This window comes from Novosphingobium decolorationis (assembly GCF_018417475.1).
Lineage (GTDB): Bacteria > Pseudomonadota > Alphaproteobacteria > Sphingomonadales > Sphingomonadaceae > Novosphingobium > Novosphingobium decolorationis.
On sequence record NZ_CP054856.1, the window covers coordinates 4418202 to 4431125 of the forward strand.

General features: G+C 62.9%; 11 protein-coding genes and 2 tRNA genes. 8 read left to right on the plus strand and 5 right to left on the minus strand.

The features are described 5' to 3' along the window. The first annotated feature begins 373 nt into the window (after positions 1-373). The 6 genes from HT578_RS20455 to HT578_RS20480 are packed head-to-tail and all read left to right on the plus strand — an operon-like array spanning position 374 to position 7524. On the plus strand, positions 374-1924 hold the full coding sequence (locus HT578_RS20455; RefSeq protein WP_213501255.1) for a putative bifunctional diguanylate cyclase/phosphodiesterase: 1551 nt from the start codon (positions 374-376) through the stop codon (positions 1922-1924). Between the two features lie 43 nt (positions 1925-1967). Next, a complete protein-coding gene (locus tag HT578_RS20460; RefSeq protein WP_213501256.1) occupies positions 1968-4025 on the plus strand; it encodes a TonB-dependent receptor plug domain-containing protein in 2058 nt (685 codons plus the stop codon). 11 nt (positions 4026-4036) lie between these two features. Beyond that, on the plus strand, positions 4037-4543 hold the full coding sequence (locus tag HT578_RS20465; protein ID WP_213501257.1) for a YfiR family protein: 507 nt from the start codon (positions 4037-4039) through the stop codon (positions 4541-4543). A 22-nt stretch (positions 4544-4565) separates the two neighbouring features. After that, complete coding sequence (locus HT578_RS20470) at positions 4566-5165, plus strand: CHASE sensor domain-containing protein (protein ID WP_213501258.1); 600 nt, start codon at positions 4566-4568, stop codon at positions 5163-5165. Between the two features lie 45 nt (positions 5166-5210). Continuing rightward, positions 5211-6803 carry a hybrid sensor histidine kinase/response regulator gene (locus HT578_RS20475; protein WP_213501259.1) on the plus strand — a complete coding sequence of 531 codons (1593 nt, stop codon included), beginning with the start codon at positions 5211-5213 and terminating at the stop codon, positions 6801-6803. Positions 6804-6816: 13 nt separating this feature from the next. Next, on the plus strand, positions 6817-7524 hold the full coding sequence (locus HT578_RS20480; protein WP_213501260.1) for a response regulator: 708 nt from the start codon (positions 6817-6819) through the stop codon (positions 7522-7524). A 192-nt stretch (positions 7525-7716) separates the two neighbouring features. On the opposite strand, the gene HT578_RS20485 is transcribed toward HT578_RS20480, so the two are convergent. The 4 genes from HT578_RS20485 to HT578_RS20500 all read right to left on the minus strand — a co-directional run bounded on the left by HT578_RS20485 (position 7717) and on the right by HT578_RS20500 (position 11135). Further along, positions 7717-7793 (minus strand) — tRNA-Pro (locus HT578_RS20485). Between the two features lie 52 nt (positions 7794-7845). Beyond that, positions 7846-7921 (minus strand) — tRNA-Ile (locus tag HT578_RS20490). Between the two features lie 111 nt (positions 7922-8032). Further along, positions 8033-9040: a polysaccharide deacetylase family protein gene (locus HT578_RS20495; RefSeq protein ID WP_213501261.1), complete on the minus strand. Its 1008-nt coding sequence runs from the start codon at positions 9038-9040 to the stop codon at positions 8033-8035. Between the two features lie 52 nt (positions 9041-9092). Then, on the minus strand, positions 9093-11135 hold the full coding sequence (locus tag HT578_RS20500; protein WP_213501262.1) for a sensor histidine kinase: 2043 nt from the start codon (positions 11133-11135) through the stop codon (positions 9093-9095). Between the two features lie 258 nt (positions 11136-11393). On the opposite strand from HT578_RS20500, the gene HT578_RS20505 reads away from it, so the two are divergent. Both HT578_RS20505 and HT578_RS20510 read left to right on the plus strand, forming a co-directional pair. Continuing rightward, entirely contained in the window at positions 11394-11861 is a 468-nt protein-coding gene (locus tag HT578_RS20505) for an Lrp/AsnC family transcriptional regulator (RefSeq protein WP_148625892.1), read from the plus strand. A 9-nt stretch (positions 11862-11870) separates the two neighbouring features. Further along, a complete protein-coding gene (locus HT578_RS20510; RefSeq protein ID WP_213501263.1) occupies positions 11871-12401 on the plus strand; it encodes a hypothetical protein in 531 nt (176 codons plus the stop codon). Here the strand turns inward: HT578_RS20510 and aroQ are convergent. Next, the gene (gene aroQ, locus HT578_RS20515) at positions 12365-12802 is read right to left on the minus strand and encodes a type II 3-dehydroquinate dehydratase (RefSeq protein ID WP_213501264.1); all 438 of its coding nucleotides are present in this window, start codon (positions 12800-12802) and stop codon (positions 12365-12367) included. The two genes, HT578_RS20510 and aroQ, sit on opposite strands and share 37 nt — an antisense overlap. Positions 12803-12924: the final 122 nt, after the last annotated feature.

Consider the following 12924-nt stretch of genomic DNA (forward strand, 5'->3'; position numbering starts at 1 on the left):
TAGAGCCGCTAACTTTATCCGTGGATGGGGAAACAAAGCGGTCCGCGCATAGCCGGCCAGGCCATCGTCGGGACCAAGGTGCCTGCCTCGTTCCGGGACGGCCAGCGCTCTTGACCCTTTGAAGCGCCAGCCTGCCACCTCCCACGATAGGGGATGAGCCAGCGCATCGAACATTTTGGTAAGATTCATGGCTTATAGGGTAGCCATGGGACGAAAACGTTTACATTTCAGGTTAAGGGGGGCTTCCGCGACATTGCCTATCCTCGCGGGACTGATCTCCGCGGGTCTTACGTATGTTCTCTTGCAAGCTGCCCACAGCCATTCGTTTCCGTTCGAACCTCTTCTCGTTCTTCTTCACGGAGGCCTGGGTGTCGTGCTGGCCGGCCGGATCCTGCGCCTGAAGGACCTGGTCGGCCGGTTGCGCGAAATGCTCGGCTATCTCAACGAGAATGTGACCGGCGTCATCGATGCTCCGTCGATCGGTACGCAAGCACCTGAAATGGAAGGGGCGATGAAGGCTCTGGCCAGCCAGATGCACCGCCATGTCGAGGACTTGCGCGAGGCTGCCTGCCGTGACGGCCTGACCGGTCTGCTCAACCGGGTCGAAATGCAGAAGAAGGTGGAGCGCATCGTCGGCGGGGCCTCCGACGATCTGCAATGCGCACTTTTCTTCATCGACATGGACGGCTTCAAGGCGGTCAACGATACGCTTGGCCATCACATCGGTGACAGGCTTCTGCAGAATGCGGCCGATCGCCTGCGCATGGCGACCCAGCTGGACGCGCAGAGCGATGCTTCGCCCCCTGATACCGCGCAGCCGCTGACCTGCATCGCGCGTTTCGGGGGCGATGAGTTCGTCTGCTTCACGGCGCAGCCCGGGTGTGCGCAGCAGGCCAGCCGGATCGCTTCGCGTATCGTGAAGGTCCTGTCCGAACCCTTTGAAATTGGTCCCCACACCATCAACGTGAGCGCCAGTGTGGGCGTTGCCCTGCGTCCCGATAACGGGATGGATTACGCCACGCTGATCCGGTCGGCTGATACGGCCATGTACTGTGCCAAGGGATCGGGCCGGGGCTGCTACGAATTCTACGATCCGGTGATGGACATCAAGGCGCGCGAAGAGGCCGAAGCGGAACAGGAACTGCGTGAGGCACTGGTTCGTGGAAATCTCGAGCTGTTCTACCAGCCTCTCTACAATGTGCATTCGCGCCGATTGCTGGGCGCCGAGGCGCTGATCCGCTGGCGGCATCCCCGCAAGGGCCTCATGCTGCCCCAACAGTTCCTGCACCTCGCCAATCGCGCCAATCTCGACATCCAGATTGGCGAGTGGGTCATTCAGGAATCCGTCAAGCGCATCGCCGAGTTCGAGCGCACCGGCTCGCCTGTGCAGATCTCGATCAACATCTCCCCGTCGCACCTGGAGCGCGGGGATTTCATCGCCACCGTGAAGGCCGCGATCGCGCGCTGGAAAATCCGGCCCGAACTGCTTCAGATCGAACTGACCGAGGAAAGCGCGTTGCGTGATCCGGAACTTGCTGCCGACCGCCTGCGGCAACTGGCGGACATCGGCGTGACCCTTGCTGTCGACGATTTCGGAACCGGCTACTCGAACCTGGCGAGCCTGATCACTCTGCCGATCAGCAAGCTCAAGATCGACAAGTCGCTCCTCAAGGACATCACCATCCGGCCCGATGCCCGGGTCCTGGTGCAGACCATCATCAGCATGGCGAACAGCCTGGGTCTCCATTCCGTCGCCGAAGGCGTGGAAACGAAGGCGCAGCTGGAACTGCTCTCGGCGATGGGATGCGATGTTGTCCAGGGCTTCCTGTTCTCACGCCCCGTCGAACTCAGCGCGTTTCGCAAGCTTCAGAAGCAGGGCGATTACATGGATGCGGACTTCGGCATTCTTAATACGGCTGCGTAAAAACAAGCACATGAAATCTAGCCTGTCCCGAACGAGCGCCCTCGTGGCCATCAGCCTTGCCGCCGTGAGCTTGCCTCTTGGGAGCAAGGGCTACGCGCAGTCCGTCACCGATCCCTTGAACGGCCCGCAGGACGCGCCGTCTGACGATCTGCTTGATGTCTCGCTGGAAGACCTGCTGACGCTGGAATCGACTTCGGTGGCCAAGAAGCGGCAGCGTGTCGTGGATTCCGCCAGCGCCGTCTACGTGATCACGCAAGAGGATATCCAGCGCTCGGCGGCGAGCACGATCCCCGAACTGCTGCGCGGTGTTCCCGGCGTGGAAGTCGGCAGGCAGACCAACGGTGGCTATGCCGTCACGATCCGGGGGTTCAACAGCCGGCTGGCCAATGCGCTGCTGGTCATGGTCGATGGCCGCTCGCAGTTCGTCTCGACGCTTTCGGGCGTGTTCTGGGACCAATTGATGGTGCCGATTGGCGACATCGAACGCATCGAGATCGTGCGTGGTCCCGGTGCCAGCCTGTGGGGCGCCAATTCCTCGAACGGTGTCATCAACATCATCACCAAGCACAGCGCCGATACCGGGGGCGTGTCGTTCGATGCTCGCGCCGGCTCACGCTTCCAGCAGGGCAGCCTGTCCTATGGCGGGAGGATGTCCGATGCACTGAACTATCGTGTCTATGGCACGGTGCGCCACGACAACGGTCTGGTCGATGTCAACGGCGATGATGTCGGGCGGCGATGGCAGGGCGGGGCTGCCGGAACGCGTCTCGACTGGCAGCCCGACTCGCAGAACGCCGCCACCGTTCAACTGGACTATGCCAGGGGGAGTTACGACAATCCGCTGCTCCAGGTGAACGCGGACCTGACCAATCCCGGCTATTCGACTATTCGCTCGCGCGACGAATTCGAGTCCTTCAGCGTTCTGGGACGCTGGACGCAGCGCACGAGCGAGAACTTCGACTGGTCCCTGCAGGCCCAGTACAACGACATCAATCGCTGCGAACTGGGCAATGCCTGCTTCGACTGGCAGCTTGCCGATCTTGACCTCGGGTTCCACTGGCGGGCCAACGATGTCCATGACGTCAATTTTGGCCTCGGCGCGCGTGTCCTGCTCGATGAACTCGAGGGACCGTACAATGTCAGGTTCACCGATTCGGCGGATACCGACTACTGGCTGAGCGGTTATATCCAGGACGATATCTCGCTGATACCCGATACCCTGCGGCTGACACTGGGCACCAAGCTGGAGTACAACAACTTCACAGGTGTCGAAGTCCAGCCCACGGCAAGGATCTTCTACAAGCCGGTGCCCGAGGTCTCGCTGTGGAGCTCTGTCACGCGCGCGGTTCGCACACCGTCCCGCATGGAACGCGCGGCGCAGTTCAACTTCACCGTCGAGCTGCCCAATTCCGCCACCAATCCCTTTCCCTTGCCGGTCTATCCGGTGCTGCTCGGTGATGCCGACCGCGGATCCGAACATCTCCTCGCCTACGAGGCCGGTGCGCGGTTCGATCTCGGCGGGAGCTGGTCGCTCGATCTTGCCGGCTACTACAACGATTATCGCAAGATCACCGTTACCGTCCCGGGAGAGGCGTTTCCCCTGTTCCAGGACCCTGTACCCTATCCCCTCGGGCTGGGCCTCGCGCTCGACGTCAAGGGTATCGGCCGTGCGAAGACATGGGGAGGCGAGGCGTCGCTTTCCGGGCGCATCATGCCATGGTGGAAGGTTCGCCTGAACTATTCCCACTTCGACTTTCACGTGCCGACGGACCCGCAGAGCGGCAGCCCATACCTGATGATTTTCCCGCTCGAGGGCTCACCGCGCCATCAGGTTTCGCTGTCCAACAGCGTCGACATCGGCAGCTTCTTCTCGGTCGACAGCCAGCTGCGCCATGTCTCGCGCCTGGCGCAGGGGCCGGTGCCAGCCTATACCGCGCTTGACTTGAAAGCGACCTATCGCCTGCCCAACGGGGCGGAGCTCTCGCTGATCGGCAACGACCTGCTGCAGGCGCGGCACGTCGAGTTCACGCAGCCGTTCTATCCCGCGCCGATGATGTACGTTGCGCGGACGATTTCCGCGCAGCTGCGCTTCCGGTTTTGACAGGGGTAGCCATGCGCAAACTGCTTCTCCTGCACGTTCTGGGCTCGGTTCTGCTAGCTGCCGGACCGGTGCGCGCGGCGCCGGTGGATCCGAACGCGCTGAAAGCGGCGATCACGCTCAATCTGATCCGCTACATCGAGATCCCGGACGAGCGCGGCGACGGCACGATCAGGCTCTGTGTCCGGCGTGATCTTTCCGCCGCTTCCCAGATGGCCAGATTGAACGGTCGGCGCCTGGAAAAGAGAACCATCGCCTACAGGTCCATCGATGATGGAGCTGCGACCGGCTGCGATGTGGTCATGCTCGGCGAGGTCGGACGCAGCGAGGTCCAACGCTATCGCCAGAAGGGTAGGGTCATCATCGGCGAAGGGGCGGGCATCCTGGACACAGGGGCTACGATCGGTCTGTTGCGTACCGGGAACCAGGTCCGTTTCGAGATCAACCTCAAGGCGGCCCGCGAGGCCGGGGTGACGATCAGTTCGAAGATCCTGCGCCTGGCCGCGCGGGTGCAGCAATGACGCCAGCTCTGACGTCAGGACCATGCGAGTTGCGCGCATGATCATCGCCTTTCGCAAGAAACTGAAATTGCTGACGGGCCTCGCTGTCGCTTCGGCGCTGACGGTATCGGCCATGGGGCTGATCGGCCTGCAGTGGAAGACCGACAGGGAGCAGGCGGAGCAGCGCTTCGTCCAGGCGGCCTCGATCATCTCGTCGAACATTGCGCCGGCCATCCTGTTCGAGGATCCGGCAGTGGCGGGCGAGAACCTGGAATCGATCCAGGGCCTCGACGGCATTGGCTGGGTCGAGGCCGTGCTGCCCGGCGGCCAGGTCTTTGCAAGCTATGATGCCGCGCCCGGTGCGCGGGCGGACCAGCTGGCCTGGGAAGCCGTGGTGGAGCGCCCCATCCGCGTCGATGGACGTCAGATCGCCACATTGCGCGTGGGGGTTCACTACCGGTCTTTGTCCGACATCCTGTTCGACAACCTGGGCGCCGCGGCGCTGATCACCATGGTCGCTTTCGCGATCGCGGTCCTGCTCAGCCACTGGATGGACAGGATCGCCCACAAGCCGATCGATACGCTCATGCGGGCAATGAGGAAGATCAGCGCATCGGGAGACTCAAGCGTCCGGCTCGAGTAGAGCCCCGATCCGGACCTGGCTGCCATCATCACCAGTTTCAACGCGATGCTCGAACGGCTGGAGCAGGGCAACGTGGCTCTTTCGCAAAGCGCGCAGGCTCTTCGCGAGGCACGCGACGCGGCTGAGGAAGCCAATGTCGCCAAGTCCCAGTTCCTTGCCAACATGAGCCACGAACTGCGGACGCCGCTCAATGCCATTATCGGCTATGCAGAAGTTCTTCGCGAGGAACTCGACATCCTCGAACTCAAGCGCTCGCTCGAGGATGTCGAGTGGATACACACCTCGGCACACCAGCTGCTCGGGCTCATAAACTCGATCCTCGACCTCTCGAAGATCGAAGCCGGTCGGATGGGGATCGACCTGCATGAATTCTCCCCCTTGAGCGTCATGCAGGAAATCGAAGGAATGCTGGCGCCCATCGCGGCGCAGCGCAACAACACCCTTCAGATCGTCACGGATCCTGACATCGGCGAGGCCTACTCGGACGCGACGAAGCTCAGGCAATGCCTTCTGAACCTCGGGGCAAATGCCTGCAAGTTCACCGAAAACGGGCAGATCTTCATCCTGGCACGGGCCGACGGGGAAGACCTTGTCTTTTCTGTGTCGGACACAGGCATCGGTATGACCGCCAGCCAGATGAACCGGCTCTTCCAGCCTTTCGTACAGGCGGACGCGAGTACGACACGCCGCTATGGCGGGACAGGCCTCGGCCTCACCATCACCTGGCGGTTTGCGCATATGCTGGGCGGCACTGTCGAGGTCGACAGCGTCGAGGGAGCCGGTACGACGTTCACGCTTCGCATAAGGGCGAATCTTCGCGAATATGGCGCGGGCGAGGACGATATCCCCAATGCCGTCCAGACCGAGGCTGTCCTGGATAATCGCTTGCGCTCCACGGCCAAGCCACTTGCCCTGATCATTGAGGATCAGCCCAGTGCCCTGCAACTGATGACCCGGTTGGCACAGCGCGCGAATTTTGAAACGATCTGCGCCGAGGAGGGGGAAACCGGCTTGCAGTTGGCCTACCAGCATCGGCCCGACATGATCCTGCTGGATCTGACCCTGCCGCGCGTGAATGGCTGGCAAGTGCTTGAAGCTCTTCAGGCGGATCCGGAACTGCGATCCATTCCAACCGTGGTTGTCACGGTCGACGATGATCGCAGTCGGACGATCGAAGCTGGCGCAGCAGACCACCTGGTCAAGCCCATTGATCATGGCGAACTGAACGATATTTTCGTTCAGTATTCGCAGAAGCACGATGGTGCGATCCTGATTGTCGAAGACGATCCCGGCACAGCCAACCTTTACGCCCGCGGGCTGAACCAGATGGGCTATACGACCCAGGTCGCGTCGGGTGGCGGCGAGGCCATGAGGCTTCTGCAGCAAGGCACGTTCGCCCTGATTATTACCGATCTGCGAATGCCGGACGGTGATGGCTTTTCCCTGATCGACAGGGTCGCCGAAATGCCCGAAGAGCAGCGCCCGAAGATCATGGTCGTCACCGGCAAGGTCCTGAATGAGGAAGACGGGAAGGCACTGACCGGCAAAGTGGTCAGGCTCATTCCGAAGAATGGCCTGTCTCCGCGCAAGTTGGGCCGGAACGTGCAAAATCTGGAAGCTCACGGCAATGCCGCATGATGGATGGTAGTTTATGCCTGGTACCACGAACATAAGCGATATTCTGGTTGTCGATGACATGGAGGCCAACCAGGCCGTCATTCGCCGACGGCTGGAGCCCTATGGCTACCGGATACGATGCGTTGAAAGCGGTGCTGCGGCGCTGAAGGCGATTGCCGAACGTCTGCCCGACATCGTGTTGCTGGACTACATGATGCCGCACATGAACGGCATCGAAGTCTTGCGGATCCTGCGACAGGACCAGACGACACGGGAGCTCCCTATCATCATGGTGACGGCACGTGCGGAAAGTGAGGCTACCATAGAAGCACTGGAAGCGGGCGCGGACGATTACGTCACGAAGCCGATCGATTTCCAGGTCCTGCAGGCCCGCATTGCAACGCACGTGTCCAAGCGCAGCAACGCCCACAACCTGATGCGCACGAATGCGGTGCTTGATGAACGCGTGGTCCGCCGTTCCATGGAAATTGCGGATCTCGAGGACGAACTCAAACAGCAGGTCCTGCTTAGGCGCGAACTCGAAGCGCAGATCAAGCTTTCGCCCGAGAAGATTCAGGTGACGGGAGAAGGTGGCGACCTCGCGGAACTAAAAACAAAACTGACGAACGTTCAAGAGAAGTTCGAAGTGTTGTTTGTCAGCGCTCTTTCAGGAAAGAGCGTGAACATGGCGCAAATGGCGGAAGTCCGTCTCTTGCTGGCCAATTTGTGTGACGAGATGTAGCTGCTTTGACCGGTTGACTTGTGCCCGCGGCCCTGATCTGCGCACTGCGCGATTGTTGCCTTCAAGGGACAATGGCTACTCTGTGGCCGATTTGCGCAACAATGCCGAGCGAAGCGGCCGTGGAGCAAAGTGAGATTGTGCAAGCCGGTTGGAAACCGGCTTGGAAAGGGCATTGCTGAGCGCTTGAGAGATTGGTCGGGGAGACAGGATTCGAACCTGCGACATCCTGCTCCCAAAGCAGGCGCGCTACCGGACTGCGCCACTCCCCGACCTATCGGGTGCCGATGTTGGGCCACGTGCTGTCGCCCGTGAAGGCGAGGGTGGTGGGCCCGGCAGGATTCGAACCCGCGACCTAGCCGTTATGAGCGGCCAGCTCTAACCGCTGAGCTACAGGCCCCAACCGTGCCGCCCGGCGCTATCGGCGTGGCCGGGCGAGAGACGCGTTAGCTTGGCTGTCGCAGCTAGGCAAGCGTTGGCGCGCTTAAAATCGTGCTTTGTCCGCAAGTGCTCAGGGCAGCTCTACGCAGCGCATGATGTCCTTGACGCTGGTGGAGGAAATGCCGCGGGTCGCAAGGTAGTCGAAGAGGGTTCGCCACCAGGCATAGAAGGCGTCGAGTTCGGCATCATCGCGCACGTAAGGGGTATAGCCCGGTGCGAGCGAGGGGCTGTGGAAGGAAAAGACAAGGACGGGCACACCGTCGTCGAGGGCTATGTCGACGCCGCGCATGGCCTCGTGCGCGGTGATCCCTTCGGGGGTGAGGGCGATGCGTTCAAGAAGCCCCAGCCGTGCCAGCATGCCGCGCAGGCGCGGTGCGCGCCAGAGCCGGGGATAGATCCAGTCACCAAGCTGGCGCAGTGGGCCCCAGTAGAGGCTTGTCAGCGGAAGTTCGAGAATACGCGGATCATCGGTGCCGACCCAGTAGGGGTGGCAGGGATGATGGCGATAGTTGGGACCACCTTCGCCGCTGTAGTCGAAGCGGGCCCGTACCGAACTGTCGATGGCGATCCCGTTGGCGCGCAGGATCGAGGCCGTATCCGCGCCCAGGCCATAGCGACCGGCGCGGTAGATCAAGGGGGTGGCGCCAAAAACCTCCTCGATCTTCGCTTTCAGCCGCTGCAGCTTGGCCTCTTCGAGTTCCCGCGGGAGGTTGCCGGCGAAGCTGTTGTGGGCGGTTATCGCTTCCTCGAACGGAGGGTTGACCCAGGGGTGCAACTGGACGCCGATCTCGGCGCGTCCTTCGCGGACGGCCTCTCCGATGGCCTGAACGGCAAGGGGCGTGTTCACGATCGGGAAGTCGACGAGGTAGACCGGAGTTACGCCGTATCCCTCGCAGAATTCCTGAAATTTGCGCAAGGCTGGGACGCTGAGGAGAGTGTGACCTTCGCGGTCCAGAGGGCGGGACCAGTCGAACTCCTCCTCGGTATCGACCGTCACGAGAAAGCGTTGCCCGAAGTCGTCGTGGAAACGGGCCCGGCTTTCTGGCCTTGGACGCTGCAGCATGTTGGGTTCGGCCACGACCGCCTCTATCCTTGTCTCCGGCGCCGCGCGGCCAGGTTGTCTGCCTCCTTCAGGAAGCGAGGTTCGCCATGTCAGGGCGTGCGTCTTTCACCCGGGCCAAGGGTAACGTAAGCACGAGTTCATTGGCAATGCGCTGCAGGCCGCCCCCGGCGCTGCGGGCTTCGGCTGAGGCAAGGCGCAAGGTGAAGCCGACCCCGAACACGCCTGCTGTCAGGGCCTGTCCGCGACCGATGTCGCCGATCGCAAACAGCGCGTCGCCTTCGCGCTCGGCGAGAGTCTTGGGCAGTTGCAGGCAGATGCGAAGGTCGCTGCCATTTTCGGCCCAGTGGAGCGCCAGACGCTCCTCGCTGGCCGACGCGCCGGCGAGCGCGGCAAGCAGGCGCCAGACGAGGCGTTCGGCTTCGTCGTGTTCGAGGGCGATGGGCAGCTGCGCGTCGGCGAGGTCCGGGGAGGGCCGAAAACCGCTGTTGCGCGGGCCCGTCCAACTGCCCAGGCGCTGGATCGTGCGATGGGTGACAAGCGCGAAGTTGCAGAGCCCCGGGTCGAGTGACAGGGCGCCTGTTTCGAGTTTGACCAGTCGGTCGAGTTCCTCGAAACCGGCCAGGATATGCGCGCAATCGCCCGCGATGGAGGCCGCAAGCGCCCGGTACTCGTGAGGGGCAGGGCCGTAGAGTTGCTGCTGGATGATCTCGGCAGCAACCTGGATGGCGTTTGCCGGAGTGCGCAGTTCATGAAGAACCTGGCGCATCCGGTCCGCCTCGGCGCTGGCGCTGGCGTTCGCCGTATCCCGCACCGAAGGGTGGGGGCGGCGCAAGCGGCCGCTATGGCCGGTGAAGCGTCCCGTGCCTTGGTCGAAGCAGGCGGCGGCATCGACTTGCCATATGCCACTGATCGCGGCCGGGCCCGACAGCTGGATACGTGCTCCCCGGATCGGCTGCCCGTGCCGAACAGCGGTCGCTATCGTTTCCTGTTCGCTCTCGTGAAGAGGGAGAAGGAAGCCGGTGACCGCGCTGGCGAAGGGGCCGTCGGCCCAGGTAATCCGGCCAAGGGCATCGGTGGCGAAATCGAGGGTCGTGGGGCCCTGCGTGGCTTCACTGATGGCATCGCCCAGAGGCAGCCGGGGCGAATCGCCCTGGGGTTCCGTGGGCTGGGGCTTCTGGCGGCTTCGACGGAATTCCTCGATGCGGCGTACGATCGCGCCGATTCCCGGATCCCCGGGGCCGTCCGGTGCGAGTGGCGGCGGTGGCGGCGGGGTGAGGGGGCCCGACGCGCGCAGACGCGCCCATTCCCGCAGCGATGTGGGGATGGTGGAGGGCGCCTGTGTCGCGGCGCGCGTGCTCCCGCAAGGCGCGGGATCATGCGGCGGCGCAAAGGTGCTCACGGGCGGGCCTTGGTCCGCTTCCGGGCGGTGTGCAGGGAATGGAGGGGCAGCGGGTGGTTCGTCGCCCAGTAATTGCGTGAGCACGAGTTCCTCGACTTCCGCTTCGTTCGAGGGAACTCGACCAGCGCCGAGTGTCCGGGCCTGAACTTCGGCGTTTGCCATATGCCCAGGCCGTTCCTCTGTCTGCTGAGGGGCTGGCGGTTCGAGGGCTTCGCCCGCAGATCGCTCTGCACTGGGGGCGAGCGTCTCGGTCGCGGCTGATGCGGCCGCGATGGGAGGAAGCGCCCGGTCGCCGATGCCCAGCCGTTCCAGCATGTCGTTCACGCGCGGGGGCAGGTCGCGGCGGTGGCGCAGGATGCCGCGGGCATGGACGGGAAGGGCCGGGATCAGGTCAAGCCAAGCCGCTTCGCTCAGTCGCGTCTTGGCAAGTGCGGCGCTGGCGACCTGGGGGCCAGCTTCGGCGAGCAGGGCAAGGAGGCGGGGATTGGTAAGGCGCACCAGGGACTGGCGAATCAGTTCGGCCTGATCGGTGTCGCGAATCGTTGCCCCCAGCGAATCAAGGCGGGCGTAACCCGCCTCGGTCAGGTCCGTGACGAGACCGGAAGGGGCCTGCGCCAGGATGTCGATCAGCTGTCTGTACTGGATGCGCGCAAGCGTTCCGCTGGTCGCGGAATGGCGCAAAACCGTGGAAAGGCGATCGTCGAAGTGCATTCAAATCCAAGGGAGAGCCGGCGGGAGCGGGTCTCGTTACGGGCCAGTGCGGATCCCGTAGCACGTCGCAAGGCGATTTGCGGGATCGTTTTCCCCTAGCAAACCAACCGTTTCGCAAAAGTGACCAAGGGAAAGCGTTGCAAAGCGGGACGATTACGCTAAGGGATAATATTATTTCAGGAAAGCGTCGTTTTGCGTGCGTTTTCGTCGACAATGTGGCCTGAAGCGAAGGCCTGGGGTGAATTTCGGGATTCGGACATGATCAATCTGGATGAAATCGATCGTCGGCTTCTGGCCGAGTTGCAGGATGAGGGGCGGATCACCAACGTCGAGTTGGCCCAGCGCGTCGGCCTGACCGCGCCGCCGTGTCTGCGCCGCGTGCGCAGCCTCGAGGAGGCCGGGATCATCCAGGGCTACCACGCCGATCTGGACCCTTCGAAACTCGGCTTCACGATCACGGTCTTCGCGCTCGTCAGCCTCAAGAGCCAGGCCGAGGAAGCGCTGCGTGCGTTCGAGGACCACATGAAGGGCCTTGCCGAAGTGCGTGAGTGCCACATGCTCAACGGTGAAATCGACTTCATACTGAAGATCGTCAGCCGCGACCTCCAGAGCTTCCAGGAATTCCTGACCAGCAAGCTGACGCCCGCGCCCAACGTGGACAGCGTCAAGACCTCGCTCACGATCCGTACATCGAAGAGCATTCCGGGCGTTCCGCTCGAGGTCTGAGCCTTTCGCATGCCCAATTCCCGCAAGGTTCGCCGCGCCGCGCTGGTCGGTGTGGCGCTGCTTTTGATCGGCGCGAATGTCTGGTGGTTCACCCGCGGGGATTCCGCGCCGGTTGCGGACTTCGAGCTGGGTGTTCCGCTGGGGCAGGCCCGCATCACATTGCGCGACGACGAGGACCTTCCTCGATACGACTTGGATGGCGCGCTCTGGCGCGTGGGTGGGGGGCCTCTGTCCGACCTCGCAGGACGCATTCGACCACTTGCACCATCATCCACGACCTCGGGCGATGCGGATCGTTTTCTTGCCATAGCCATGGCGGCCAATGCCTCTCCCGATGACATGCGGCGCACGTTGCTGGCGCTCGCTCGTGCGGGGATCTGCAATGTGGCGGTCGTGCAGGATGGCGATCAGAGCCTGACGGGCGATGAGGCTGCCGTTCCGGTGCACCATATCGTGGCGGTACGCGCCGACGATGGTGCGCGCGTGGCGTGCGTGCCACGCCCTCAGAGCGCGGCGGCGGCTTCCAGCGCCAGCAGGTAACTGTTCGCGCCAAATCCCGCGATGGTTCCCTTCGCGGCCTGTCCCACCCTGCTGACATGGCGGAATTCCTCGCGCGTGTGAGGATTGGACAGGTGCACCTCGATGACGGGCGCGGAAATAGCCCGGATGCCGTCGAGAAGGGCAATCGAGGTGTGGGTGTAGGCACCCGCGTTCAGCAGGACCGCGTGCGCCCCTTTGTCTTCGGCCTCGTGCAGCCAGTCGACGAGCTGGCCCTCGTGATTCGACTGGCGCATCTCGATGGTGCAGCCCAGCGCTTCGGCGCGTTCCAGCAGGCTGGCGCCGATATCCTCCAGCGTCTGCGAACCGTAGATCCCGGGTTCGCGCTTGCCCAGTCGGTTGAGGTTGGGGCCGTTGAGGACATAGATGAGCTTGGGGATCATGTGGGCTGCACTTCCTTGAACTTGCACCGTTTGCCCGTGGACAGCGTTGGCGCGTGGTCTCTCTCATAGGCGGCAAGGTCGGCATCGCGCAATTGCGCGCTGGGCCTCTCGTCCCGGGCAGG